The sequence below is a fragment of the Helicobacter pylori Shi112 genome (genome assembly GCF_000277405.1).
GTDB lineage: Bacteria > Campylobacterota > Campylobacteria > Campylobacterales > Helicobacteraceae > Helicobacter > Helicobacter pylori_C.
The window spans coordinates 493,804-518,879 of record NC_017741.1; the positions used below are offsets into that span (position 1 = coordinate 493,804).

Annotated in this window: 23 protein-coding genes, 1 tRNA gene and 1 pseudogene; 8 read left to right on the top strand and 17 right to left on the bottom strand. The window is 36.3% G+C overall.

The genetic code is table 11. From position 1 onward, the window contains the following. Positions 1 to 35 precede the first annotated feature (35 nt). The 5 genes from HPSH112_RS02410 to HPSH112_RS02430 all read right to left on the bottom strand — a co-directional run bounded on the left by HPSH112_RS02410 (position 36) and on the right by HPSH112_RS02430 (position 7,620). Positions 36 to 2,063, bottom strand: coding sequence for an RNA degradosome polyphosphate kinase (locus tag HPSH112_RS02410; protein WP_001078627.1), 2,028 nt, complete (start codon positions 2,061 to 2,063; stop codon positions 36 to 38). A gap of 92 nt (positions 2,064 to 2,155) precedes the next feature. Next, a tRNA-Pro gene (locus tag HPSH112_RS02415) sits at positions 2,156 to 2,233 on the bottom strand. Positions 2,234 to 2,707: 474 nt separating this feature from the next. Further along, entirely contained in the window at positions 2,708 to 3,748 is a 1,041-nt protein-coding gene (locus HPSH112_RS02420) for a restriction endonuclease subunit S (protein ID WP_000047722.1), read from the bottom strand. After that, positions 3,741 to 5,372, bottom strand: a complete 1,632-nt coding sequence (locus HPSH112_RS02425) for an N-6 DNA methylase (RefSeq protein ID WP_001133462.1) — start codon at positions 5,370 to 5,372, stop codon at positions 3,741 to 3,743. The genes HPSH112_RS02420 and HPSH112_RS02425 overlap by 8 nt, the downstream gene beginning before the upstream one ends. After that, positions 5,365 to 7,620 carry a DEAD/DEAH box helicase family protein gene (locus HPSH112_RS02430; protein ID WP_000458270.1) on the bottom strand — a complete coding sequence of 752 codons (2,256 nt, stop codon included), beginning with the start codon at positions 7,618 to 7,620 and terminating at the stop codon, positions 5,365 to 5,367. The genes HPSH112_RS02425 and HPSH112_RS02430 overlap by 8 nt, the downstream gene beginning before the upstream one ends. A gap of 55 nt (positions 7,621 to 7,675) precedes the next feature. Here HPSH112_RS02430 and HPSH112_RS08875 point away from each other — a divergent pair, with 55 nt between their 5' ends. Further along, positions 7,676 to 7,810, top strand: coding sequence for a hypothetical protein (locus HPSH112_RS08875; protein ID WP_001146205.1), 135 nt, complete (start codon positions 7,676 to 7,678; stop codon positions 7,808 to 7,810). On the opposite strand, the pseudogene HPSH112_RS08480 reads toward HPSH112_RS08875, so the two are convergent. The 11 genes and pseudogenes from HPSH112_RS08480 to HPSH112_RS08915 all read right to left on the bottom strand — a co-directional run bounded on the left by HPSH112_RS08480 (position 7,794) and on the right by HPSH112_RS08915 (position 17,659). Further along, a pseudogene (locus HPSH112_RS08480) lies at positions 7,794 to 8,468 on the bottom strand (type I restriction endonuclease). The gene HPSH112_RS08875 and the pseudogene HPSH112_RS08480 sit on opposite strands and share 17 nt — an antisense overlap. Positions 8,469 to 8,516: 48 nt before the next feature. Beyond that, the gene (locus HPSH112_RS02435) at positions 8,517 to 10,412 is read right to left on the bottom strand and encodes a motility associated factor glycosyltransferase family protein (protein WP_001116302.1); all 1,896 of its coding nucleotides are present in this window, start codon (positions 10,410 to 10,412) and stop codon (positions 8,517 to 8,519) included. Between the two features lie 25 nt (positions 10,413 to 10,437). Continuing rightward, entirely contained in the window at positions 10,438 to 11,205 is a 768-nt protein-coding gene (locus HPSH112_RS02440) for a TerB family tellurite resistance protein (protein ID WP_000402722.1), read from the bottom strand. Positions 11,206 to 11,214: 9 nt separating this feature from the next. Next, on the bottom strand, positions 11,215 to 11,529 hold the full coding sequence (locus HPSH112_RS02445) for a hypothetical protein (protein WP_001860400.1): 315 nt from the start codon (positions 11,527 to 11,529) through the stop codon (positions 11,215 to 11,217). Between the two features lies 1 nt (position 11,530). Continuing rightward, positions 11,531 to 13,018, bottom strand: coding sequence for a DUF5644 domain-containing protein (locus HPSH112_RS02450; RefSeq protein ID WP_000114762.1), 1,488 nt, complete (start codon positions 13,016 to 13,018; stop codon positions 11,531 to 11,533). An 11-nt stretch (positions 13,019 to 13,029) separates the two neighbouring features. Next, positions 13,030 to 13,518 (bottom strand): hypothetical protein, encoded by a 489-nt coding sequence (locus tag HPSH112_RS02455; RefSeq protein WP_001188581.1) that lies wholly within the window; start codon positions 13,516 to 13,518, stop codon positions 13,030 to 13,032. After that, the gene (locus HPSH112_RS02460) at positions 13,503 to 15,239 is read right to left on the bottom strand and encodes a M3 family oligoendopeptidase (RefSeq protein ID WP_000662878.1); all 1,737 of its coding nucleotides are present in this window, start codon (positions 15,237 to 15,239) and stop codon (positions 13,503 to 13,505) included. The genes HPSH112_RS02455 and HPSH112_RS02460 overlap by 16 nt, the downstream gene beginning before the upstream one ends. Before the next feature lie 96 nt (positions 15,240 to 15,335). Continuing rightward, positions 15,336 to 16,586: a cation:proton antiporter gene (locus tag HPSH112_RS02465; RefSeq protein WP_000431973.1), complete on the bottom strand. Its 1,251-nt coding sequence runs from the start codon at positions 16,584 to 16,586 to the stop codon at positions 15,336 to 15,338. A gap of 150 nt (positions 16,587 to 16,736) precedes the next feature. Beyond that, a complete protein-coding gene (locus HPSH112_RS08715) occupies positions 16,737 to 16,919 on the bottom strand; it encodes a hypothetical protein (protein WP_080024744.1) in 183 nt (60 codons plus the stop codon). After that, the gene (locus HPSH112_RS02470; RefSeq protein ID WP_000595790.1) at positions 16,903 to 17,463 is read right to left on the bottom strand and encodes an outer membrane beta-barrel protein; all 561 of its coding nucleotides are present in this window, start codon (positions 17,461 to 17,463) and stop codon (positions 16,903 to 16,905) included. The genes HPSH112_RS08715 and HPSH112_RS02470 overlap by 17 nt, the downstream gene beginning before the upstream one ends. 43 nt (positions 17,464 to 17,506) lie before the next feature. Beyond that, positions 17,507 to 17,659: a hypothetical protein gene (locus HPSH112_RS08915; RefSeq protein ID WP_000234785.1), complete on the bottom strand. Its 153-nt coding sequence runs from the start codon at positions 17,657 to 17,659 to the stop codon at positions 17,507 to 17,509. Between the two features lie 28 nt (positions 17,660 to 17,687). Between HPSH112_RS08915 and modA the strand changes: the two genes are divergently transcribed. The 3 genes from modA to HPSH112_RS02490 are packed head-to-tail and all read left to right on the top strand — an operon-like array spanning position 17,688 to position 19,918. Then, entirely contained in the window at positions 17,688 to 18,428 is a 741-nt protein-coding gene (gene modA / locus HPSH112_RS02480) for a molybdate ABC transporter substrate-binding protein (RefSeq protein ID WP_000798918.1), read from the top strand. Positions 18,429 to 18,449: 21 nt separating this feature from the next. Next, entirely contained in the window at positions 18,450 to 19,121 is a 672-nt protein-coding gene (gene modB / locus HPSH112_RS02485; RefSeq protein ID WP_000349383.1) for a molybdate ABC transporter permease subunit, read from the top strand. Next, a complete protein-coding gene (locus HPSH112_RS02490; RefSeq protein ID WP_000588348.1) occupies positions 19,121 to 19,918 on the top strand; it encodes an ATP-binding cassette domain-containing protein in 798 nt (265 codons plus the stop codon). The genes modB and HPSH112_RS02490 overlap by 1 nt, the downstream gene beginning before the upstream one ends. An 81-nt stretch (positions 19,919 to 19,999) precedes the next feature. On the opposite strand, the gene gltX is transcribed toward HPSH112_RS02490, so the two are convergent. Beyond that, positions 20,000 to 21,391, bottom strand: a complete 1,392-nt coding sequence (gene gltX, locus HPSH112_RS02495; protein ID WP_000053266.1) for a glutamate--tRNA ligase — start codon at positions 21,389 to 21,391, stop codon at positions 20,000 to 20,002. A 118-nt stretch (positions 21,392 to 21,509) separates the two neighbouring features. Between gltX and HPSH112_RS08920 the strand changes: the two genes are divergently transcribed. From HPSH112_RS08920 to HPSH112_RS02515, 4 genes are read left to right on the top strand one after another with little or no spacing between them, the layout of a single operon-like run. After that, positions 21,510 to 22,220, top strand: a complete 711-nt coding sequence (locus HPSH112_RS08920) for a hypothetical protein (RefSeq protein ID WP_001172977.1) — start codon at positions 21,510 to 21,512, stop codon at positions 22,218 to 22,220. Beyond that, complete coding sequence (locus tag HPSH112_RS08925) at positions 22,151 to 22,606, top strand: outer membrane protein (RefSeq protein ID WP_041199793.1); 456 nt, start codon at positions 22,151 to 22,153, stop codon at positions 22,604 to 22,606. Before HPSH112_RS08920 ends, HPSH112_RS08925 begins: the two co-directional genes overlap by 70 nt. Positions 22,607 to 22,614: 8 nt before the next feature. Then, entirely contained in the window at positions 22,615 to 24,252 is a 1,638-nt protein-coding gene (locus tag HPSH112_RS02510) for a class I SAM-dependent methyltransferase (RefSeq protein WP_001139731.1), read from the top strand. Beyond that, positions 24,218 to 25,066, top strand: a complete 849-nt coding sequence (locus HPSH112_RS02515) for a glycosyltransferase family 9 protein (RefSeq protein ID WP_000546655.1) — start codon at positions 24,218 to 24,220, stop codon at positions 25,064 to 25,066. Before HPSH112_RS02510 ends, HPSH112_RS02515 begins: the two co-directional genes overlap by 35 nt. Positions 25,067 to 25,076 lie beyond the last annotated feature (10 nt).

Here is a 25,076-nt window from a genome sequence, read left to right on the forward strand (position 1 = left end):
TAAATCCTTATCTTTTATGATTTGAACGATAACCCTTAAAAGGTTTTAAGGGTTTGTTTTTCAAAGTAATCCTGCGAATTTAAAGGATCGTTAGGGTTTGAAACTTTAATGTAACGGCCTTTAGAATTTAACTCATAGCGTTTCAAGGTGTCTTTTAATTGGATTTCTAAAATATGCAACAACTTATTAGCGATCTTTGGGTTTGTGGCCGGGACAAGCAATTCCACGCGCCTTTCTAAATTTCTGGGCATTAAATCCGCGCTAGAAAAATAGATATTCTCATGTTTAAAATAATAAATGCGTGCATGTTCTAAATATTTCCCCACAATAGAATACACCCTGATATTTTCACTCAATCCCTTGACTTGGGGCTTTAAACAGCAAATCCCTCTAATAATGAGATCAATTTTAACCCCTTTTTGAGAGGCTTGATAGAGCCATTCAATGATTTCGCTATCCACTAGGGCGTTGGCTTTTAAAATGATATAGCCTTCTTGTTGGTGATTCATTTCATTTTGAATGAGTTCAATGATTTTAGGCTTGATCTGTTTGGGCGCCATAAAAAGCGTTTCTAGAGCGCTATTAGTCGCACTGCTAGTGAGCAAGGAATGGAAAAGCTTGATAGTGTCGTTAGCGATTTCATTTTTAGCGCTAAAAAAACTCACATCGGTATAGATTTTAGCGCTCAAAGGGTTGTAATTGCCCGTGCTTAAATGGGTGAAATGGCGTAATTGGTTGTCTGTTTTTTTAGTGATCACTAGCATTTTGGCATGCACTTTGAGTTTGAAAACGCCATAAACGACTAACGCGCCCGCCCTTTCTAAAGCTTTTGCCCAATGCAGATTGCTCTCTTCATCAAAGCGCGCTTTTAATTCCACTAAAACGCTCACTTGAATCTTGCTCGCCGCTTCAATTAAGGCTTTGACAATGGGGGAATGCTTGCCCACACGATAAAGCGTCATTTTGATAGAAAGGGTGGTGGGATCGCTAGCGGCTTGCTCTATTAGATCAACCACAGGCTCAAAACTTTCATACGGGTGGAACAGCAACAGATCTTGCTTTTCTATGGATTTAAAGAGATCGTTTTCATTGAAATGAGGGTGGATTTTGGGCGTGAAATTGGGCGATTTAAGCGCTTTAAAATCGCTATGACTGACCAATTCCCACAAATCCCCTAAATTGAGCATGATCGCGCTTTTATAGGCATGCATGCCGGTGAGTTTGCGCTTTTTGTAAGAGTGGGTTTGAAAACTCCTTAAAGACGCTAAAAGGGTTTTTAAAAGCTCTTGACTCCCTTTTTGGGTTTGCAAGCGCACGATTTCGCCTTGATTGCGTTTCCTTAAACTCTTACTCATCAAATCCGCATAATCATGCGCTTCATCTTCAGTGATGGCAATATCCGCATCGCAAGTTACCCTAAACGCCATGCAATCTAAAATCTCATGCTCTAAAAACAATTCTTCTAAATGCGCTTCTACGATTTCTTCAGCCAGCACAAACAAGCCTTTTTCTAGCTCTACAAAACGGAAGATAAAAGAGGGGAGTTTGATGAGCGCATAGGAGGTGGTTTGGGTTTCTTTGTCTTTAATGCGGGCAAAAAGCGCGAAAGTCAAATTCCCCAAAGGCGGGAAAGTGTGCGAAGAATCCAACTTAAAAGGCAAAGCTAACGCATAAAGTTGCTCTTTAAAATAGGTTTTAGCCTTAGCTTTTTGCTCCAAATTCAATTCATTATAGGGGGTGATACAAAGCCCTTTTTTAAAGAGTAGGGCTTGGATTTTTTGGAATTCCAACTCCCTTTCTTCAATTTCATGCGCTAAATAATGCTTGATTTTTTCTAATTGTTCTTCAGGGTTTGCGCCATCAATGCCTTTAGAGGCGATTTTATGCTCATAGAGTTGTTTAAGCCCTGCCACTCTTATCATGTAAAATTCGTCTAAATTCGTGTCATAAATGGCTAAAAATTTCAAGCGCTCTAATAAAGGCAAGCTCTCATCTTTGGCTTCATTTAAAACCCTTGTGTTAAAAGCTAACCATGAAAGCTCTCGGTTAAAGAAACGATTCAATAGAAATCCTTTAAATCATCATGTTTAAAAATCAGTTTGTTTGGTGTGATTATATAATGAAATGATAATAATTGAAGCTTTTTAAAAAGTCATGGTCGGAGTAGCGGGATTCAAACCCACGACCTCACCCACCCCAAGGGTGCGCGCTAATCAGGCTGCGCCATACTCCGCAATCAAAAAGGGAAATTGTAGCGCGAGTTTGCTTAGTTATTGTTTAAAAACTCTTTTTTGTAAAACTTCATTTAACCCTAAAAGATCGCTTAAAATTTTTTTAGCGTTTTTTGGGTTGATTTATTCTATAATAAACGAACGCAAGTAGTAATCTCTTGGTTTTCTCTTTAGTTGCGGTATTTGGAGTATGTTAGGGTTGGGGGTAACAATGGGCGGTTACCCCGAAAGGAGATAACCTACATGAGATTACTATTAGTAATCATAGTTTTAATGGTATACGCAACGCCATTATACTAAAATTTTGGCTCTGGCACAAGAGCGCTAGGGTCAAATCTATGGTTACTAGCGGATTTGACTCAAACTTTTAATTTTTGAAACTTCTTTTTCTTTAAAAAATTTCTTTTGATGACAAAACTTCTCTTTCTTGTAACTAAAGGGTTTTTACCCCTTAAAAAGTTTTGTTTTAAAATTTTTCATTGGGGTTTGACTTGTTGTTTTAGGAGTAGGGGGAGTAGAAAATCTCTGATTTGTTCTAATTTTTTAGAAGTTCTTGTGTTAATGGATATAAGCGTGAGTAGGGGCATAATAATTTGATTAAATTTTTTAATTTCATGCACGGACGGCATGTAAATAGGATATTTTTTAAGCAAATTTTTTTGTAAGTGTTTAAGGCTAGTTCCTTGAAAAAAGCTTTGATTGATATGGGTTTTTATACTTGAGAGCAATAAATATAAATAGTCGCTAAATTCGTTAGCGCAAATACACCAAGTATCCGTTGAATAAGAAGCTTTGCCTACATAAAATTTAATACCAGCATTACCGCCAGTGTTTAAAAAGCAATTTCTGCCATCAATGATCGCTTTAGGATAGGATAGGATATTATCTCCGCTTGTAAAAAAGGGGTATTTATCTTGGGTTTTTTGGGCGTTTTTAACCATAATACTAGATTTAGGATTTTCAATAATAATTTGTTCTAGCTTTGCATTTTTAGGTTTGTATTTGAAATAATATTCATAGACTTTATAAGCGAGCGTGTGTAAAAGCTCATTGATTTTGTGGTTGTTTTCAATCTTATTTTGAATGCTATTAAAAATTTTAGCGATTGTAAAATTGATTGTAGGGATTTTGAAATCCATCATGTGTGTTTTATTGCCTCTTGGCATTTTAGAACCTTGACTGCCTGAACACGCATAATCAGTAAAAATTTGACTAGATAAAATCGCAAAAAGTGTGGCGCTATCAATGTGTTTAGCCCTAAACACTAGGACATCAGAACTGCAACCGCCTTTTTGTTTGGCTCTATAAACTTTTCTAAAATAAAGTCTTATATTTGACAACAAAACATCATCTTTTTGAAATGATCTGACCTTTCCTTGTGGGATATTGATGTTTTTAAGTGTATCAATACCGCCTAAATTTTGGCACATGTTATCCGTAGTTATATAGTGATTGATTTCATTTGATTGTATGGTATCATTGATTAAAGTTGCATAGTCTTGTAGAGTTTTACTCAAACCTAACCCCTTTTAAAGTTTCTAAAATTTCTTGTTGCAAGCTCTGGCTTTCATCAAAAAGGCTTGTTAATTTGCTTGAATATTGTTGCATCAAGTTTTCAAACTCTGCTTGGCTTATTTTCTCGCTTGTGTCTTCTATAGTGAAATACTGCCCGGGGTTTAGAGAATAGTTTTTTTCTGTAATCTCATTAAAAGAAACCAGAGCGCAAAAATCCGCTTTTTGGGTTTTATTTTGAAAAGTTTCTAAAATCAAATCAATATCGCTCCCTCTTAAGCGCGTTTTTTTGTTTTTGTTTTCGGTGTATTCTTCGCCGAGTTTGGAAGCGTCAATCAAAACCACTTCATTTGCGCTTGGCGTTTTTTTAAAAAAGATGATGCTCACATTAGTGCCGGTGTTGGCAAAAACTTGACTGGGCATGCAAATCACCCAATAAACGAGCTTTTCATCCACTAAATGCCTGACAATCTTATTTTCTACTCCGCTTTTAGCGCTAATGAATCCGGTTGGCACGATTATAGCCCCCTTACCCTTATCGCTAAGCATGTTCAAGCAATGCTGGAAAAAGAGCGTGTATATGGGCATTTTGCTTTTATCGTTTTTAGGGATATTAGGCACGCCTAAGAAAAAATCGTTTTTGTTTTGCGAAATTTCGGCATGCTCGTTGGAAAAATCCAGCTTGAAAGGGGGGTTACTCACGATGTAATCCATTTTCCCTTTAAGGTCTTTAGAGTGGTAGGGGTTGGTTAAAGTGTTTCCCTCAATGGCGTATTTTAAAGAGTGGGTCAAATCGTTTAAAATGAGGTTGAGTTTGAGCATTTTTAAGGATTTTTGCGAAATGTCTTGGGCATAAAGGGTGCAAGAATCTGTGCCTATTTGGTGGGCTAATGCCATTAAAAGCGTTCCTGTGCCTGCGCTTGGGTCATAGATTTTGACGCTTTTAGTTGGCTCATTAATTAAAAGCTTAGCAATGATTCTAGCGATGCTTAAAGGGGTGTAGTATTCGGCGTATTTGCCTGTGCCGGCGTTATTGTAATCTTTGAGCAAGTATTCAAAAATGGGGGCGAAAAAATCATAGCCTTGCTGGTTTTGTAAATTTAAAAAAGCTTGTTTGAAATCAAAATTTTTGAGTTTGTCTAGTAAAATTCTGGTGAAATTAGCCCTTTTAGACTCTTCATTAATGTATTGTGAGATGCTTTCAAATAGGGCGATAGTGGTTTCATCCGTGCTTTTGGTGTTGAAAAGCTCGGCATTATTGCTAGAAATACGATTAAAAATAGTATCTAGCTTTAGGTGTAAATCGTTATCGTTAAAATGTTTTTCAAAAAGATAGCTTAAAAGATCATCATAGGCGAGTTTGGGGAGTCTTTTATCTATTAAGGTAATCAAAAAATCTTCTTTTTCTTCTTCGTTAAAGTCTTTGTAATCTTGTATTGTTTGGTTAGGAAATTCTTGTTCAAAAAGGAATTCAAATTTATCGCATAAGAATTTATACAAAAAGCATTGCGTGATGATCTTGTATTCGTTGCCATCATTCCCTAAACCAAAACTCGCACAAACGACTTTTAAATCATCAATGAGGTTGAGGGTGCTTTGTTTGATTTGCAATAAAGCGTTATTAGGCATGTGAATTTCCTTGATGGTGGTTTTGTAGCTCGTTAAAAAGGGTTTGAACGATAAATTCTTTTTCTTTTTCTAAATCTTTTAAGGAGGGGTTTTTTTTGAAAGCGTTCCTTAATTCTAGTTTTATGGCATTTTTTAGGTGGTATTCTTCGTTTAAGAATTCTTGACGCTTAGAAATACGCTCATCAATAGCACTTTTTAAGGCGCTTAAAAGCGTGAAAATTCCCACTGGGTCAGAAATGTTTTTTTCCGTGAGGCGTTTGTGGAGGCGTTTGTGCGTGATCGCATAAGCTATATTATCGTATTTATTTAATAAGTGGGTGGTTTGTTGGTGGTGTTGTTTGAGTTGTGAAATGATTGCGCTATAAGAATGAGAAATTTCCTCAAAATTCTGGCTTGTTGCGGGCGTTTGGAGCAGTTTTGAAAAGTCTTTATAAATCTTTTGGATTTCTTTATCTTTTTGATCCTTGATTTTTTCTAAAATCTCTTTAGCTTGCTTTTGTTTGGTGCTAATTTCTTCGCTTTCTTTGAAGTGTAATTCTTTGCTTTCTTTATACGCTATTTTAAAGTCTAAAATAGCGATGAGATCTTCTAAAATGATTAAATCGTTTGGGTTTTTAGGCTCATTGATATTTTTTAACGCATGGAGGTGTTTGGCTTTTTTATGAAGCGTTGAAGAGATTTTATTGATCTTTTCAATATCAATTTTTTCTTTTAGTGAAAGGATTTTTTCATCATTAGAAGTGCGGATTAAATTGTAGCGCTCTTTGAGCGTGTTGATGGCGTGTGAAACTTTTTGTAACTCGTTAATGTCGCTCATATTCACAATGGCGTTAGTCATGTCTTCTATATTGTCAATGGGGTAATCAAAAAGATCACCATAGGCGTTTTTAATGTCTTGTTCTAAAACCTCACGATCCGCAAAAATGTCTTTGATATTAGAATCGCTACTGGCACCGCTTTGATTGAATCGGTTTAATTCTTTCAAATAATCATCAGTCGTTTTGTCAAAATTTTCTTGAATCCCTACAAAATCTATAAGGTAGCCAAAAGACATGTTGTTATAGGGGCGATTCACTCTGGCTAGGGCTTGGAGTAAATTGTGATCTTTTAACTCCCTATGGATATAAAGGCGTTTGAGATTGGGTAAATCAAAGCCGGTTAAAAGCATGTTAAACACAAAGGCTATATCCGTATCTTCATGTTTGAAAGAATAAATCTTTTCTTTGACTTCTTGTTCATCATGCAAAATCAGGCTGGATTTGAGTTTGTTTAAAATCCTTAGGTTGGGGTTTTTTTGTAAGACTTCTTCTTGGACTTCATTAAAAAGAAAATTAGCCAATCTGGCTTGCTTGCTTGAAAAACAAACCACCATAGCCTTTAATTGTTCGTTGTCGTCATGCAGTTGTCTGAATTTCAATAAATCTCTAATGATATAAGAGAGCATTTCTTTAATGTATTTTTCATCATTAAAAATCGTTTCTTTTTTAACCTCTATGTCTTCAATAATGATGCTTTCTTGTAAAAGGCGATAGATTTCTTGTAGTTTTTCTTTGTAGCTTGTTTCAATGGTTTCTAACTGGAGTGTTAGGGTGTGTCCGTCTTTAATGGATTCTGTGTAAGAATAGGTGTGCAAGTAGTTGCCAAAAGTTTTTTTAGTGGCTTTATCTTGCGCGTTGTCTTCTAATAGGGGCGTGCCTGTGAGAGCGATTTTAATCGCTGTTTTGTCGCATTCTATCAAATTAGCGTAAAAACAACCTTTAGGATCGTAGCTCCTGTGGGCTTCATCTATGATAAACACCCTTTGTAAATCGTGGCTGTTTTGAATGGATTCTTGCAATTCTGTTTTAGAAATAATTTCTTTAGGAGCGCTATTGGAGGGGTCTTCATTGGGGGCTTTGAATTTTTGGATATTCACAACGATGATTTCATCATTCCCTTGAGGGTTTTCAAACACGCTAGAGTTTTTTAATTTTTGGCTCAAATCCTCTTTATTTTCTGCCTCATGCGCTTGAAGGCCTCTTTTTAAAAACTCGTTTTTGGCTTGCTCTAATAAATCCAACCTATCCACAATAAAATAAAATTTAGTCTTTTTCGGGCTAAAAAAGTCTTTTATGAGTTTGGTTAAATGATAGGTTAAGGCGGTTTTACCGCTGCCTTGCGTGTGCCAAATGATGCCTTTTAGGGGGTCTTTGGGGTTATTTTGATAATGCTTTTGCAATTCTTTTAAAACATTCAAGCTCGCAAACATCTGCGCATAACGCCAAATGTGTTTTTTAAACTCTGATTTTTCTTTTAAGAAACTGATGCCGTATTTTAGGATAAAGCAAAGCCTTTTTGGGGAGCAAAACGAAGTTAAAAGGGCGTTTGTGGGGGTGTCTTTAGGGTTTTTTGGGCAGTCGGCGTCTTTAAGGTTAAATTCGTTTAAGACGCTTTTTTGAATTTCTTCAAGCGATTGATGATTTTGATGATTTTGATGATTTTCGGGGGGGGGGGGTAATATCTAGCTTATCCGCTTCAACAAAGCGTTGGAAAATAGGCGAATATGAAGCGCTATAAAACGCGCCTTGATCGGGGTTGTTTTCATCATAGGGTAAATTATCGCTAAAGAGCCAAATTTGCGAGGTTATAAAAAACTTTGTTTTCAGGGTTTTTATAGCGTTTGATGTGGCGATCTCTTTCTTCTTTAATGCCTTGTCCGGCGTAAGGCTGCTTAACTTCTATATTCACCAAAGGCAAGCCATTGATAAAAAGGGTGATGTCAGGCCTAAAGGATTTATAGGGTAATTCAGCCATCATTTCATAAAGATTGTTGTTAGGGTTATCAAAGTCTATGATTTGACGCTCGCTTTTGAGCAAGTATTCATAAAAGCTTTTGCCTAAATCATTATCATTCAAGCGTTTTTTCATTTCATCAAGCGAATCTTGTGCGTTTTTAGTGGGGTTTAATCGCTCAAACGCTTGAGTGAAACTATCTGTTAAAATATTAGTGGCCGTGTCTAGATTAGGCTTAGAATTAGTAGGAATAAAATCATAGCCCAACTTGGCTAAATGCATTAAGGCAGGGACTTGAACCCTTGTGATTTCATTGTGTGGCATGAGCACCCCTTTGATTTAAGGTTGTTAATTATAATGTAAAAGTAAAAATCATGGTTGTTTGAGTCGCATTTGCAATAACAAACAAGCTTTTTTAAGGAATTGTTTTAAGGTGTTTTGAGAGTGGTTGGTAAAATGCGTAAGCTCATTTTCGTTAAGATGCAATGAAACGATCAATACGCTTTGTAAGATATGAGCGATACTCCCCTCAAATAAAATGCCTATAGTGGGGGTTTTAGCGCTTGTTGTTTGGCAAAATCCATTCAAGCTATCCACCCATTCAAATATTTCTTGCTTGGTTTTGCAAGGCGTGTTTAAATGCATGAAAAAATCCTCTTTAAAACTGATCAGATTTTTTTGTAAATTTTTTAAATCCTTAGCATGGTTACTTTTAGGGCTAAACATGCTTTTAATGCGAGCGGTAGCTTTTTGTTTGTTGGAATGTTTCAATTTTACTTGAGAATGATTGAGGCTAACGGCATGCTTGATTTTAGCCCCATAACTTAAATTATAGACTTTTTTAGGCTGGTAATAATTAAGGGCTTCTTCAATCCTTTCTTTAGAGAGCAAAAAAAGCGAGTCGCTAAAAGTTTCATAACCTTTAAAATTACCCTCTACGCTGATTAAAGACGAAGGGTCAATTTCTTTTTCATTTTCATAATAGGAATTTTGAGCGTGCTTTTTAAACCCTTTGATATAAGCGCAATCTAAAGCGCACAAATAAATTTCATCGCTCATCAAACCCGCTAAAGCCACCCCGGCATTGCCCACAAAAGGCGCTGCGTATTCTATACTTAAAGGGCTTATATACGCGCAAGCGCTCCCCCCACGCATAAACATTAACGCTTCTTTGGCTATATTAAAAGCGTTAGGATTGAGCATGTTAGCCCCTATTAAGGGGGTGTCTTCTAGGGGAGCTTTTTCTAAAACCTCTTTAAGATAGTCTATGCGCTCCACTTCTATTTGAAAATCCACTTTGATGCCATGCGTTTTTAAAGGCTTTAAAGCGGTTCCGCATGAAAAAATAATGAAACGATCTTCATTTTCTTTTAAAAAATCCAACAATAAATCCAGGCTTGGCCCATTACCCACCACGCAAATGGGGGCGTTAATCTTTTTAGGTTTGGTTTTTAGGGTTTGGTATAAGGGTAAGTTTTTAAGCGTGTTTTTTAATCCTAGCAATTCATCTTCAAAACTCCCCCAACCCCTTAAAGCTTGTTTGTAATAGCTTTGAATGTTTTCTCGCATGCGTGAATTAAAAGCGCTTTTATAGGGCATGATTTCTAGCTTTAAAAAAGAATGCGTGATAGGGCGTTTCAAAAAATCCATTTTTAATTCATTGGGGTTAAAAAACCCTTGAATAAAGAGTTTAGCCCCTTTTGTAATCAAATCTTCATAACGTGCAAAATAACAGCTGATTTTAAACAAATCTAAATTTTCTTCAAACAAATAAAGCGAATGGAAGCGGTAATTTTGAGCCTGTAAAATAGCCAAAAACAAGCCGTCCAAGACGCCATAAATCATGGTAGGGGGTAAGAATTTTTTTAAAGAGCAAGGCGTTTGATAATCATCTAAAAAGTTTGAGATCGCATGCGTGGCTTTAAGGGTTAGGGGGAGTTTGGGGTTGTTTTGAGTTTTTAAATAATTTAAAGAGAGGTGGTTATTATCTAATGACCATCTGGGATTATTCAGGGGGTTAGAAGCCATGTTAAAAGCGATTTCTACCATTTGATTTTTAGGGTAGCTTAAAGCGTTTGTGGGCGTGTGTAAGAGATTGAAGTGGTTTTTTTCAAAAAGCAATCGGTAATTTTTAAAAGGCGTATTGAGAGCGTTAAAAAGATGGGGATTATAAGATTTGAAAAAAACTAAATTATCCCTAAAACGCTTTGAAATTTCTTTTTCTAAAAAGGGCGCATCAAAAGATTCTAGGGCTTTTAAAAAGGGCATTCAATAGCCTTTTTCATAAGACCCCTTAGGAGTTTTTTAAAGCATTTTCTAAGAGTTGGGAAGCGAGAGCGATCTTTTTCAACGAGATAAAATCTTGTTCGCTGTAGCGTTTGTTGTCGTTCATTTTATGGTAGTAGAGAGCGCTTAAATTTAGGGCTTTTTCCTCTAAATCTTGCTTGGTTATATTAGTTTGGATTTCAAAAAGATTTTTTGCTTCTTCTAAAGACATAGGGATTTCTATTGAATTGAAGCGTTCAAAATTATCATAAAGCTCGTTAAAATCTTGATTGTCTATCTGCAAAAACGCCCCCACATCTAAAAACAATTCTTTTTCTTTGCTATCCAAAATCCCATCAGCATAGGCTAATAACATAAGAAATTCCACTAATTTCAGGCGTTTGGTGTATTCCCCATGCGTGTGGTCGGCGATTTCTTGGCATAAGGATTCAAAATTTTCTTTTTTATCCACAGGCTCATTGAGGAGCTCTTTGGCTAAATTTTGCTGTTCGCTGTTTAAGGGTTGCTCTAATTCATTGATAAAAAGCGTCCTTAAGGCGTTATCTAAAGCGTTTTTTTGAATGTCTAAAAACTTTAAAAGACGCATATACGCGCCTATTTGGGTTTGCTTGAATTTTTCTAGGGGGCTAGATTGCACCAACAAATAGGGGTCATTTTTCAAGTCGTATTCTTCGGTTTTGGTTTTAGGGTTTAGGGGGTTTTTCAAATATTCTTTGAGGGTGTTGTAAAAATAAAACAACACAATCGCCGCAACAATTAACAAAATGATTTCCATCTTTTTCCTTTATGAGTATTTTTTCATTTGTTCTTTAAGGTCTTGTTTTTGCCTGCTCTCTCGTTCTTTTTTGGCTTGATAAAGACGCATTTGCTCTTCTTTTTGCTTGTCTTGTAAGATCATTTTCCTCTCATGGTTTTTTTTAAGCCGTTCTATGTATTCTTCTCGTTTTTCTGGGTCTTGGAAACTCACAGGGCGGATGAAAAAAACAAACAAGATCAATAAAAAAATCCCTATGGCGACAATCTCAGAGCCTTCGCCATTGAAAGCATACCAAAGCCCCCCCATCAAAGAAGCGAGCGCGAGTTTTAAAAAAGCGTTCATCTTAAATGAAAGTAACCTTATGATAATGCGCATCAAGCCCTAAAGCTTGCGTGTTTTTTTCCCCCATAGCCATTAGCGCGATTTGAGGTAAAAATAAAGTGGGGGTGTTGTCATTATCTCTTTTATAAATCTTTGAAGCTTTTAAGCTTAAATTTTCAAAAGCGTGAAAAAGCCCTAAAGAATGCGCGATTAAAAAATCCGCCCCCAAATCAATCCCTAAATAGCGTAAATGCGCGCACTGGAGTAAGCCGCTTATTTCATTGACTTCTAAAAGAGGGGCGTAATTTTGAAAAGACTCTAAAAAATGGGGGGCTTTTAAATGGATTTTATTGAAAAAATGATCGCTTTGTTTGATGCGAGAAAATTCAGCCCCTAAAAACGCATCAAAAGGGCCTTTCAATTCCCATGCCAAAAACTCATTAACCCACTCATTAAGATAGACTATCTCAACGCCTTTTTCATAAACAAGCTGGTATTTTTTCAATTTTTCATTAATGGAGTCGATGATTTCAGGGTTGTTGTCTAAAACTTCTTTAGCATGCAAGATATTCAAATACGCATCTTCTTCGCAAAAAATGAGCGAAACGCCATTGGCTTTGGCTAGAGCCAAATTATATGCGCAAGCGGTGAGGAAATCATGCGTGCTTATAATCTTCCCATAATAGCCTCCATCATAACAAAAAGGCAGATCAATGGTTTTTTGCCCCATTTTTTCTAAATAGAGCTTGGCGCTTTTTAGAAGCGGTTGCGCGTTTAAATGCTTCGCATAAGCGTTAAAGAGCGCACAAGTTTTAGGGGGGTTAGGCGTTTTAGGGGGGTTAGAATTGTATTGAAAAAGGCTTAAAAGGTTTTTAGAAAAATCTTTCCATGGCTTGATTTTGGAATTGGTTAGGATTTCTTGCAATTCATAGATTTCATGGTCAATGTTGTCATCGTTTTTATAGAGGTAATGCGCCACGCTTAAAAAATTCATCACGCCGCTTTCAGGCTGAGAGATCATCTCTAATAACCGGTTGCGCTCTGTGGGGTAGCGCTTCATCAGCCATTTAACATACAAGAAAAAGCCATCGCCCAGATATTTAGGGTTTGTTTGGGGGTTGATAAAATTGATTTGGATAAACTTTTCTAATTCTTCTTTTTCGCCTTTAGTGATGTAGGGGACTTGTTTGAAAAAATCTTCATAGTTTTTTAAAACCGCCTTTTCATCAATCACCAAATCTTTTAAAGCGTATCGTTTGGATAGGGGATCTAGCACCCATTCTTTAGAAAAAGACGCCACCAAATCGCTCACTTTAGCGTCTTCAAACACCGCAATTTGGTTGATTTTAAGCGCGATATTTTCATTATAGCTCACGCCTTTGAGTTGTTTTAAAAGATCCAAAAGGTATTGATCTTCTTGGTATTCTAAAAAATAAGACTCATAAGCAGGGTTGTAATCTTTGTTGGTTTCAAAACGAAAGACTTTTACATGCAATTTCAAAACGCTCATCAATCAGTCCTTTAGCTTTTGTGCAGATTTTCTAAAATCGCGCGGTTTTTGGAATTGGAAAAAAGGGCTTCTTTAGAATCCAGCCATTCTTTAGACTCCCGCTCGTCTTTTTTTGGCTCTTGAAAGAGCGGTTCTTCTTTTTGAAACAATTCAAGCGAATCGCAACGATTGAATAAAACGGCATTTTCATTTTTTTCTTTGATAAGGATTTGAATGATGCCAGGAAGTTCCACTTGAACCACGCTACCAATGTTATTAGGGCCAAACCCGGCTTCAAACTGCACGCTTTTTGCATCAACCATCAAGCTTTCTAAGGTGTATCCGGCTAAAACAAACAGCACCAACGCGCCGAATTTTTCATGAATTTCTTTAGGGAGCTTGGGGGAAAAATCAATCGCATCTCTTTCGCACAAAAGGTTAAAACTCAAATGGTTTTTGGACAGAAATTGCAAGTATTCAATGCAATGCTTGTTGTTTAAAAGCCTTAATTCTCTTTGCATGCGAGCAACCTTTCAAATTCTTCTAACAAATGACGCACCTCTTGCATGCCAATTTCCCAAAATTCTTTGCTATCAATGTCAAAGCCAAACATGGACACTAATTCTTTAGGGCTTTTTGACCCTCCTAAGCTCAAAAATTCCGTGTAAGTTTTAACAAACTCTTTAGCGTCGCTTTTTTTATAAAGCCCATAAAGCGCTAAAGTTAAAAGCTGCCCGTAACTATAAGCGTAGCAATAAAAAGGCGAATGGATAAAATGGGGGATATAGCTCCACCACAAATGGTAGTTTTTAGTGAGTTTCACGCTCTTTTCAAACATTCTTTGGTTTTCTTCAAACCAGATTCGATCAAAATCTTTGGTGTCTAGTTCTTCATCAATTTCATGGATTCTTCTTTCAAAATTAGTCATCACCACTTGCCTAAAAAGGGTAGAAAAAATATCTTCTAGCTTGCCGGCCAGCATGAAAAGGAGCTCGTCAGATTTTAATCCCTTTTTTAAATGCTCAAAAAACAGCATTTCAGAAAAGACGGAAGCGGTTTCTGCGGTGGTTAAGGGCGTATCCATGTTCAATACGCCTTGTTTTTTGGACAATTCTTGGTGGATCATATGCCCAAATTCATGAGCGATAGTGAAAGCGTCTCGGCGATTTCCTGTGTAGTTTAATAGCACATAAGGGTGAACGCTAGGCACCCCGCCATGGCTAAAAGCCCCGCCTTGCTTAAAGTCTTTAGGGTGTGAATCCACCCAGCCTTCTTTGATCGCTTTAGAAGCGATTTTGTAAAATTCAGGGCTAAAGGCTTTAAGGGTGTTAAGCACTTCTTCTAAAGCTTGAGAGTAAGTCATGGTGGTATTTTCATCGCTTAAAGGGGCGTAGCGATCGTAATCTTTGAGTTTATGCCCTAAAATTTGCGCTTTTTGATGGTAGTAACGATGCACTAAGGAAAAATTAGCGTTCACAATCTCTATCATGCTATCCACGCTCTCTTGGGAGATCTGGTTGTCAATGTGGCGGAAACTCTCTTTTTTATCGTATTTTCTCAGCCTAGTTTCAATGAGCAAATCTTTACGCACCATGTTTAAAATGTAAGTGAGCAAAGGGCGAGATTTTTCTAACGCTTTACTGAAAGCTTTTTGAGATTTTTTACGGATCTTGCGTTTGGGGTTGTGCAAGAGGGCTAAAATTTCTTCTTCGCTTAAGTGTTGCTCTTCAAAAGGGATTTTCAAAGAAGAAAAATGCTCATCAAAAAGACGGCTAAACGCACCCACTCCCACAGGTGAAAGGGCTAGAGCGATCTTTTCTTCGTCTAAATTTAGGGTGTGCTTTTTCTTTTCTATGAGATTGTTCAAATAAAAAGCATGGTCTTTGCATTTTTTAATGAAAGCGAGTTGTTTTTTGGCGTCTAAATTCTTAAATTCAATTTCAAAGAACAAAAGGTGCTGTTGGATATTTGTGCAAGCCATTTCGCATTGCGAATAAAACTTCGCTTCTTTAGTGTTTTTAGCAAAAAGTAATTGAGCGTAAGTCATCGCTTTAGAGATTTTTTCTGACAAATCTTCGTAATATTTAAGAGCGTTGGAAAATCCTGTAGCGTCTAAATTCTTAAGGTTGTTTTGATAAGCGCTCTCAAATTCTTGCACTTCTGTTTGTAGGGTTTTTAAAAATTCTTCTGTGCTTTCTTTATTTTCAAATAAAGCACTTAAATCCCATTCTTGCTCCTTCATAAAAGCCCCCTTTGTTTAATAGTTTGAGTTCAATACGCTGGTATTTTAACATAATACTGACAATACAAGCAAACTTATCATTTGGTTTTTACGCAATTATTTTTTAGCCGGCTCATTTTCTTGGCTCTTTTGGTGCAAAATAAATTGAGCGATAGATTCTAGGTATTTTAAAATAAAAGGGGTTGCCAACATAGAAAAGACCACCATCAAAATAAGGAGCTGGTGGATGTCATTTTGAGCGATACTTAAGATATTTTTTTGGTGCAAAAAACCAAGAATCCCTTTTTTTTCTTGCAAATTAAAGAGCTGGTGCGAGCCTGAATTTAAAAAGATGACAAAAGAAAATTCCCCGATTTGTGCCAAAGAAAGAGCGGTTTTTATGGCAGTTTTAGAGTCTCTAAAAAAACGCAAGAGTGCATAAATGATAGCCGTCTTAAAACCCATCACTAAAATGAGTAAAAAGATGACAACAAAGAACTTCTCTATAAAGAAACTCACATTAATTTGCATCCCTATCGTAATGAAAAAAAGGGCTAAGAAGAGGTTTTTTAACTGCACGAATTCTTCTTGGACATTGATTTTATAGCGCGATTTAGAAATGGCCATGCCCGCAATGAACGCTCCTAAAGACATAGAAAACCCAAAAAAATGGCTCAACCCCGCCGCGCTGCAAACAATCACTAAAATCGTGCCTATAAAAATTTCAGGCAAGCGCGTGTCTTTTGCTTGCTCTAAGATAAGATTAGCCCCTTTTTTTCCAGGCAATAATAAAAGAACTAAAATAATCCCTGCTGAAATAAAGGTTTTAAGAATGAGTAAATTGACATTAGAATCTTTACTGCCTAGAATCGTCAAAATTAAAAGCATGGGAATGGCTGCAATATCTTGGAAGATCAAAATCCCCACCGCGCTCTTTCCCATGGGCGTGCTAAGCTGTTTGGAATCTTCAAAGAATTTCAGCACAATAGCGGTTGAAGAGAGCGAAAGCCCCATGCCTAAAACAAGGGAAAAAATGGGTGAAAGACCCAAAACAAAATACCCCAATAAAAAAGCGATTAAAGCGCATAAAACTACTTGTAAAAGCCCAAAAACTAGCACTTCTTGTTTGATGGATTTGAGCTTGTCAAAATTAAACTCAATGCCTATCATAAACATTAAAAAGACGATACCAAATTCACCAATATCAGACAACAAATTAAAATCATTAATTTTAAAAAAAGCCGCTAAGACCGTTCCTGTGCAAATGTAACCAATGATAACAGGCATGTCTAATTTCTTTAAAAAGATCCCAAAGCCCACAGCAAGCCATAAGCCAGCAATAACAATATAAAGTGTGCTGTTTTCCATAAAAACCTTTCCCCAGTAGAATCGATTTGTTTTAAAGAAATAAAAACGAAACTATCCTATTAAATTGAGCCATTAAATAACACTATTGAATAAAATAGTATCTATCAAATATATAAGTATTTTATTATTTAAATCTTACTAAACCCATATTCAAACGCAAACACCAAATGCTCTATTTAGTAAAATAAAAATTAAAACGCTAGGATTGTACTGCACTAAAGCAAACTTTCTATTTATGAAAAAGATTTTTGAACCCCAACCTTTCAAGAGTCGGCTAGGGTTTAATTTGATGAAGAAGAGCGAATGGAAGAATGGATTAGAAAGTGAAGACATAATCCACATACCAAGAATAGTAGCGGATAAGCCCCACATCCTTACTGCCCTGATTAACCATAGGGAATTTCACGCCCGCTTCAAACGCACTGCGATCCCCAACGCGCATTCTTCCGCCTAAATTCCATAAGAACTGGAATCTCGTTTGATTGACATCATAAGGGAACATCCAAGTGTTTCCGGCTAACTGAACGCCACCAATAAGACCCAGAGCGAATTTATCCAAAGGAATGAGATTGACAATCAAATCGCCACCGCCACCATAGGTGAGCAAATTGGTTTTTGTGTGTTCGGTCCCTGAAGTGTTAAACCAATCTAAAAAGCCATACACCCTAGCCCCAAACCATTTATTGGCAAAGCCTACAAAACCTAATTTGAAATTCAAACCATAAAGATCATTGCCATGGCGCCAATCAGAGTAATTGCTGTTATAAGGACCATAACGACCTTGCTGGTAACCCGCACCCATAAAAAAGCCATTCACTTCGCCAGCAAGCGCTAAACTCGTGCTCAAGCTTAAAATACAAGCAATTCTTTTAATCATAATAAATCCTTCTTGTTGAATTAAAGTTACACCCTAAAATCGGTTATTTTTCTAAAAGATTTAATTTTTTATCAAAGATTGAGGGTTTTAGAGTGAAAATATTGATTAAATCATGGATAAGCGGGACACACCCACAAAACCACCTCAAACTTTTAAAATACAAATTTTTAAGATACAAATTAGATATAATCACCAACTCCAATCATTTAATAAAAGGGAGTTTTATGAAAAATACTTTCAAAGCGTTTGCCTTTTTAATCGTATTTTTTTCAAGCGCTCTGTTGGCACAGGATTTAAAAATCGCTGCTGCTGCTAATCTCACGCGCGCTTTAAAAGCCCTTGTTAAAGAATTTCAAAAAGAACACCCAAAAGACGCTATTAGTATTAGCTTTAATTCTTCAGGCAAACTCTACGCTCAAATCATTCAAAACGCCCCTTTTGATTTATTCATTTCAGCAGATATTGCTAGACCTAAAAAGCTTTATGATGAAAAAATAACCCCTTTTAAAGAAGAAGTCTATGCTAAAGGCGTGTTGGTTTTGTGGAGCGAAAATTTAAAAATAGATTCTTTAGAAATTCTTAAAGATCCTAAAATCAAGCGTATCGCTATGGCTAATCCTAAACTGGCCCCTTATGGAAAAGCCAGCATGGAAGTCTTAGATCATTTAAAACTCACTTCCAGTCTTAAATCTAAAATCGTTTATGGCGCTTCTATTTCTCAAGCCCATCAATTTGTCGCTACTAAAAACGCTCAAATAGGCTTTGGAGCGTTATCCTTAATTGATAAAAAAGATAAAAACCTCTCTTATTTCATCATTAATAAAGCCCTTTATAGCCCTATTGAACAAGCCTTGATTACCACTAAAAATGGGGCTAATAACCCTTTAGCCAAAGTCTTTAAAGATTTTTTATTCAACCCTAAAGCCAGAGCTATTTTTAAAGAATACGGCTATATTGTGGATTAAAGCGCATAAAAAAGGCGAACAATGGATCATGAGTTTTTGATTACCATGCGTTTGAGCTTTTCTTTAGCTTTTATTACCACCCTTATTTTACTCCCTATAGGGATTTGTTTAGGCTATTTTTTAAGCCTTAAGCGCAATCTTTTAACGAGCTTGACAGAAACGCTTGTGTATATGCCTTTAGTTTTACCCCCAAGCGTGCTAGGGTTTTATCTCCTTTTAATTTTTTCGCCTTCTTCTTTTTTGGGAGCGTTTTTACAAGATGCGTTAAATGTGAAACTTGTTTTTAGTTTTCAAGGGCTTATTTTAGGGAGTGTGATTTTTTCTTTACCCTTTATGGTAAGCCCTATTAAAAGCGCGTTAATTTCCTTGCCCACTTCTTTAAAAGAAGCCAGTTATAGTTTGGGTAAAGGGGAATATTACACCCTTTTTTTTGTCCTACTCCCTAACATCAAACCCAGTTTATTGATGGCTATCATTACAACTTTTACGCACACTATAGGTGAATTTGGCGTGGTGATGATGCTTGGGGGTGATATATTAGGGGAAACAAGAGTGGCTAGTATTGCGATTTTTAACGAAACTGAAGCGCTCAATTACCCTAAAGCCCACCAATACGCCTTAACGCTCACGCTTATCAGTTTTGGCCTCTTATTTGTTACCCTATTTTTGAATAAAAAACAAAGCTCGTTTTGATGATAAAAGCGCGATTTAAAAAACACCTTTTAGGATCTAGGGGTGCGTTTGATTTGAATATAGACTTAGAAATTAAAGAAGCAGAAGTTGTGGCTTTATTAGGAGAATCTGGAGCGGGTAAAAGCACGATTTTACGCATTTTAGCAGGGCTTGAAGCGGTGGATAGTGGCTATATTGAAGTCAATCATTCAGTATGGCTAGACACTCAAAAAAAGATTTTTTTAAAGCCACAGCAACGAAAAATCGGCTTTGTGTTTCAAGATTACGCCCTATTCCCTCATTTAAATGTGTATCAAAACATCGCCTTTGCTCACCCTAAAGATAAAAATAAAATCCACGAAGTGTTACGCTTAATGCGTTTAGAAAATCTAAGCCATCAAAAAATCCTCAAACTCTCTGGCGGACAAGCCCAACGAGTCGCTTTAGCAAGAGCTTTAATCGCAGCCAAGAATTTATTGCTTTTAGATGAGCCTTTAAACGCCCTAGATAACGCCTTAAAAAACGAAGTGCAACAAGGTTTGCTTGATTTTATCAAGCGTGAAAATTTAAGCGTGTTATTGGTAAGCCATAACCCCAATGAAATAACCAAACTCGCGCGAACTTCCCTCTTTTTAAACAATGGCGTTATTAATCCTAATCAAGAAAATCTGCTTTTTTCAAACCGCTTATTGATAAAACCTCTCTTTGAAGATGAGAATTATTGCCATTATGAGGTCATTCCTCAAACGATTAGTTTGCCAAAAGATTGTCTGAACCCAACTTTTAAGCTTGATTTCAATCAGGGCAAAAAATTTTAGAAATATTTTTATTTTTCTCTTAAAACCCTCTTATTTTTCAAAAATGCAAACTTTATGCACCCATTTTAGAGAGCTAATCTTTTAGTTTTTCAAAAACTCTTCTATTCTTTTGAGGCTCTCTGTTTTGCCTAAAATGAAAAGCGCTTCTTTAAGGCCTATCCCGCCCCCCTTACCCAAAAGGGCTAATCTTAAAGGCTGCATAAAACTGCCCGCTTTAATTTTTTCTTCTTCAATGATTTTGTGCATGGCGTTTTCTAGCGTGCTTTCATCGTTGAAATTGGCTTTATTCAATTCCAGTTTAAACTTTTCTAACAAGGGCATAACGAGCGCTTGATTGAGCTTTTTAAAAACCTTTTCTTCATATTCCACAGGAGCGATTAAAACCTCATCTATTTTAAGGGCTAATTCTTTTAAGGTTTGAGATCTCTCTTTGAGAGCGTCCAACAAACGATCCAATTGAGTGGGGTTTAAATGCGAGAGATCGCTAAAACTAAAAGGCTTTAAAAGTTCTAACAATCTTTGCGCGCTTTGGTTTTTTAAATAATGAGCGTTGAGCCAATTAAGCTTGTGCCAACTGAAGCAACTGGGCGAAGAATTTAAATCTTTAGGGTCAAACCATTCTAGTAATTCTTGCATGCTAAAAACCTCTTTATCGTGATAGCTCCACCCCAAACGCGCTAAAAAATTCACTAAAGCTTCCTTAAGATAGCCCATTTCTTGATAGTCCATCACATTAGTGGCCCCATGGCGTTTGCTTAATTTTTGCCCTTCTTCATTCAAAATCATCGGCACATGGAAAAAATTAGGGATTTTAAAATTTAAAGCCTTATAGAGAACGATTTGTTTAGGGGTGTTAGAAAGGTGATCATCGCCTCTAATCACATCAGTAATCCCCATTAAAGCGTCATCAATGGTAACCACAAAGTTATAAGTGGGCGTCCCATCGCTCCTGGCGATAATAAAATCGTCTAATTCATTAGTATTCACTTTCACTTCGCCTTTAACCCCGTCATTAAAACCAATGATTTCATTTTGTGGGACTTTAATCCTTACCACAGGCTCTATGCCTTTAGGGGGCGTGCCTTTAAAATCACGATAACGATTGTCGTAGCGTGGGGTTTCTTTCCTGGCCTTTTGTTCTTCTCTCAAAGCGTCCAGCTCATCTTTACTCATGTAGCAGTAATAAGCTTTGTCTTCATCTAAGAGTTTTTGGATATATTCTTTATAAATTCCAAAGCGTTTGGATTGGTAGAGGATTTCTCCATCGTATTCTAGCCCTACCCATTTGAAAGCCTCTATAATGGCATTAGCCGCTTCTATAGAGTTACGGCTCAAATCCGTGTCTTCAATGCGTAAAAAAAATTTTCCTTGATTGGCTCGTGCAAAAAGATAATTGAAAATGGCTGTTCTTAAGCCTCCTATGTGGAGATAGCCAGTGGGCGATGGAGCGAAGCGCGTAACGATCAAACTCATTATTCTAACCTTAAAAATAAAATACTCTTATTGTATTCAAAAATGGCTTAAAAATGGTTTCACTTTTTTCTATTAAAATTAGTGTATGATTGAGATTATTTTTGATTAGGATCAACCCATGCAAAAAACCTTATTTTCTTTACCTTTGCCTTTTTCTTTATTTTTATCTTTTTGTATCGCTGAAGAAAATGGGGCGTATGCGAGCGTGGGGTTTGAATATTCTATTAGTCATGCCATCCAACACAATAACCCTTTTTTGAATCAAGAACGCATCCAAATCATTTCTAACGCTCAAAATAAGATTGATAAACTCAATCAAGTCAAAAATGAAATCACAAGCATGCCTAAAACCTTTGCATATATCAACAACGCTTTGAAAAACAATTCTCAATTAACCCCTACTGAAATCCAAGCTGAGAAATACTACCTCCAATCCAGCTTTGAAAATATTGAAAAAATCGTGATGCTTAGCGGTGGCGCTGCATCTAACCCACAACTAGTTCAAGCGTTAGAAAAAATCCAAGAACCCACCACTAACGAATTTGAAGAAAACTTAAAAAATTTAGAATCGCAATTCGCTCAATCCCAAAACCGCATGCTTTCTTCTTTGTCTTCTCAAATCGCTGCAATTTCAAATTCCCTAAACGCGCTTGATCCTAATTCTTATTCTAAAAACATTTCAAGCATGTATGGGGTAGCTTTGAATGTGGGTTATAAGCATTTCTTTACCAAGAAAAAAATCAAGGGTTTCGCTATTACTTGTTCTATGACTATGGTTACACTAATTTTGGTTTTGTGGGTAATGGCTTTGATGGTTTGGGCAAAATGAATAACCACCTCTATGGGCTTGGAATAGACTATCTGTATAATTTCATTGATAATGCACAAAAACATTCTAGCGTGGGTTTTTATGCAGGCTTTGCTTTAGCGGGGAGTTCGTGGGTAGGGAGTGGTTTGAGCATGTGGGTGAGTGAAACGGATTTTATCAACAATTACTTGATTAATTATCAAGCTAAAATGCACACGAGTTTTTTCCAAATCCCTTTGAATTTTGGGGTTCGTGTGAATATGGACAGGCATAACGGCTTTGAAATGGGCTTAAAAATCCCTTTAGCGATCAATTCCTTTTATGAAACGCATGGCAAAGGGTTAAATACCTCTCTCTTTTTCAAACGCCTTGTGGTGTTTAATGTGAGTTATGTTTATAGTTTTTAGGGGGTTAAATGCCTTCAAACGCTCTTTCTATTGAAGAAATCGCTCGCCTAATCAATGTTTCTCATAGCAGCGTGCATAACTGGATCAAAACCAATCTTTTAGAGAAACTAGAGATTGATCACAAAATTTATGTGAAAATAAGCTCTTTTTTAGATTTTTGCCGCAACCATTTAGGGAAAAGCAAGCTTAACAAATACGCTAACAAATCCTTAAAAAGCACTCATAACCATCAAGAATTGGTTTTAAAATACCTAAAAATATTAGAAAATAGCTCTGATTTAGAAAAGTTGGGTTCTTATTATGAAGAAGAGCTTTCTAACACCACCAGAAATTTAGAGGGCATTTACTACACTCCTAATAAAATAGTAGAATGGCTTTTCACCCTCCCTAAAGATTTTGATGCCTCTCAAGCGATTTTTTGCGATCCGGCTGTGGGGAGCGGGAATTTCATCATGCATGCTTTAAAACTGGGGTTTAAGGTTGAAAATATTTATGGCTATGATACGGACGCTTTTGCTATCGCTTTGACTAAAAAGCGTATTAAAGAGCGTTATCATTTAGATTGCCCTAATATTGTGCAAAAAGATTTTTTAAATTTAAAACACACCCCACAATTTGATTGCATTTTCACTAACCCGCCATGGGGCAAGAAATACAATCAAAACCAAAAGGAAAATTTCAAACAGCGATTCAACCTCTCTCAAAGCCTAGATAGCGCGTCGCTCTTTTTTATAGCGAGTTTGAATTGCTTAAAAGAAAACGCTCATTTGGGGCTATTATTACCCGAAAGTTGTTTGAATATTGATGCATTTAGTAAAATGCGAGAAATGGCTCTGAAGTTTCAAATTAGAAGCCTTATTGATTTCAACAAACCCTTTAAAACCCTAATGACTAAGGCTGTGGGTTTGGTGCTTAAAAAAGCCCCTAACAAGGATCAAAAAATCTCATGCTTTTATCAAAATAGTGAGTTCAAACGCTCGCCCTCTTCTTTTTTAAACAACCCTAAAAAGATTTTTAATATCCATTGCTCTAGCAAAGAAAATAAAATTTTAGACCACCTTTTTTCCCTTCCTCATATAACTTTAAAAAATAACGCTCATTTTGCTTTGGGGATTGTTACAGGCAATAATAAAGAAAAATTACACTCCAAACAAGAAAAAAATACCATTCCTATTTTTAGGGGTTCAGATATTTTAAAAGACAGATTAAAAGCCCCTAGCCAATTCATTAACGCTGATTTAAAAAACTGCCAGCAAGTCGCTCCCTTAAGCCTTTATCAGTCTAGAGAAAAAATCGTGTATAAATTCATTTCTTCAAAACTTGTCTTTTTTTATGATAATAAGCAACGCCTTTTTTTAAATAGCGCGAACATGTTTGTTTTAAAAGAAAATTTTCCTATCAACGCTAATGCGTTAAAGGAATTATTAAACAGCGATTTAATGCAATTTATTTTTGAATCGCTTTTTAAAACGCATAAAATTTTAAGAAAAGATTTGGAATGTTTGCCTCTATTTGTGCAATTTATCAACAATAGTTTTGATGAAAAATTTTATTTGAAAAATTTAGGGATAGAAAAAAAAGACCCTAAACATTTTACAATCAGGAAAAACCATGCACATCGCTTGTCTTTTGGCTTTAGGGGATAACCTCATCACGCTTAGCCTTTTAAAAGAAATCGCTTCCAAACAGCAACAACCCCTTAAAATCCTAGGCACTCATTTGACTTTAAAAATCGCCAAGCTTTTAGAATGCGAAAAACATTTTGAAATCATCCCTCTTTTTGAAAATGTCCCTGCTTTTTATGACCTTAAAAAACAAGGCGTTTTTTGGGCGATGAAGGATTTTTTATTGCTGTTAAAAGCGATTAAAAAGCATCAAATCAAACATTTGATTTTGGAAAAACAGGATTTTAGAAGCGCTCTTTTAGCCACATTCGTTCCCATAAACGCTCCCAATAAAGACATTAAAAATGTTTATCAAAACCGCCAGGAGTTGTTTTCTCAAATTTATGGGCATGCTTTTGATCATTCTCCATACCTTATGAATTTAAAAAACCCCAAAAAGATTTTGATCAACCCTTTCACAAGATCAACAGAGCGAAGTATCCCTTTAGAGCATTTGCAAATCGTTTTAAAACTCTTAAAACCCTTTTGTGTTACGCTTTTAGATTTTGAAGAACGATACGCTTTTTTAAAAGATAGAGTTACTCATTATCGCGCTAAAACCAGTTTAGAAGAAGTTAAAAACCTGATTTTAGAAAGCGATTTGTATATAGGGGGGGATTCGTTTTTGATCCATTTGGCTTACTATTTAAAGAAAAATTATTTTATCTTTTTTTATAGGGATAATGACGATTTCATGCCGCCTAATGGCAAGAATGAAAATTTTCTAAAAGCCCACAAAAGCCATTCTATAGAACAGGATTTAGCCAAAAAATTCCGCCATTTGGGGCTATTATAATATTGTGTTA

What these genes read in the sequence shown, in the direction of transcription:
- modB (WP_000349383.1), top strand. Translation starts at nt 18,450, where the DNA reads ATGGATCATGAGTTTTTGATTACCATGCGTTTGAGCTTTTCTTTAGCT.
- HPSH112_RS02430 (WP_000458270.1), bottom strand. Translation starts at nt 7,620, where the DNA reads ATGTTTGCGAGCTTGAATGTTTTAAAAGAATTGCAAAAGCATTATCAA.
- HPSH112_RS02490 (WP_000588348.1), top strand. Translation starts at nt 19,121, where the DNA reads ATGATAAAAGCGCGATTTAAAAAACACCTTTTAGGATCTAGGGGTGCG.
- HPSH112_RS02460 (WP_000662878.1), bottom strand. Translation starts at nt 15,239, where the DNA reads ATGAAGGAGCAAGAATGGGATTTAAGTGCTTTATTTGAAAATAAAGAA.
- HPSH112_RS02445 (WP_001860400.1), bottom strand. Translation starts at nt 11,529, where the DNA reads ATGAACGCTTTTTTAAAACTCGCGCTCGCTTCTTTGATGGGGGGGCTT.
- gltX (WP_000053266.1), bottom strand. Translation starts at nt 21,391, where the DNA reads ATGAGTTTGATCGTTACGCGCTTCGCTCCATCGCCCACTGGCTATCTC.
- HPSH112_RS02470 (WP_000595790.1), bottom strand. Translation starts at nt 17,463, where the DNA reads ATGATTAAAAGAATTGCTTGTATTTTAAGCTTGAGCACGAGTTTAGCG.
- HPSH112_RS08715 (WP_080024744.1), bottom strand. Translation starts at nt 16,919, where the DNA reads ATGTCTTCACTTTCTAATCCATTCTTCCATTCGCTCTTCTTCATCAAA.
- HPSH112_RS02450 (WP_000114762.1), bottom strand. Translation starts at nt 13,018, where the DNA reads ATGAGCGTTTTGAAATTGCATGTAAAAGTCTTTCGTTTTGAAACCAAC.
- HPSH112_RS02425 (WP_001133462.1), bottom strand. Translation starts at nt 5,372, where the DNA reads ATGCCTAATAACGCTTTATTGCAAATCAAACAAAGCACCCTCAACCTC.
- HPSH112_RS02465 (WP_000431973.1), bottom strand. Translation starts at nt 16,586, where the DNA reads ATGGAAAACAGCACACTTTATATTGTTATTGCTGGCTTATGGCTTGCT.
- HPSH112_RS02510 (WP_001139731.1), top strand. Translation starts at nt 22,615, where the DNA reads ATGCCTTCAAACGCTCTTTCTATTGAAGAAATCGCTCGCCTAATCAAT.
- HPSH112_RS02515 (WP_000546655.1), top strand. Translation starts at nt 24,218, where the DNA reads ATGCACATCGCTTGTCTTTTGGCTTTAGGGGATAACCTCATCACGCTT.
- HPSH112_RS02455 (WP_001188581.1), bottom strand. Translation starts at nt 13,518, where the DNA reads ATGCAAAGAGAATTAAGGCTTTTAAACAACAAGCATTGCATTGAATAC.
- HPSH112_RS02435 (WP_001116302.1), bottom strand. Translation starts at nt 10,412, where the DNA reads ATGCCCTTTTTAAAAGCCCTAGAATCTTTTGATGCGCCCTTTTTAGAA.
- modA (WP_000798918.1), top strand. Translation starts at nt 17,688, where the DNA reads ATGAAAAATACTTTCAAAGCGTTTGCCTTTTTAATCGTATTTTTTTCA.
- HPSH112_RS08920 (WP_001172977.1), top strand. Translation starts at nt 21,510, where the DNA reads ATGCAAAAAACCTTATTTTCTTTACCTTTGCCTTTTTCTTTATTTTTA.
- HPSH112_RS02440 (WP_000402722.1), bottom strand. Translation starts at nt 11,205, where the DNA reads ATGGAAATCATTTTGTTAATTGTTGCGGCGATTGTGTTGTTTTATTTT.
- HPSH112_RS08875 (WP_001146205.1), top strand. Translation starts at nt 7,676, where the DNA reads ATGCCGTATTTTAGGATAAAGCAAAGCCTTTTTGGGGAGCAAAACGAA.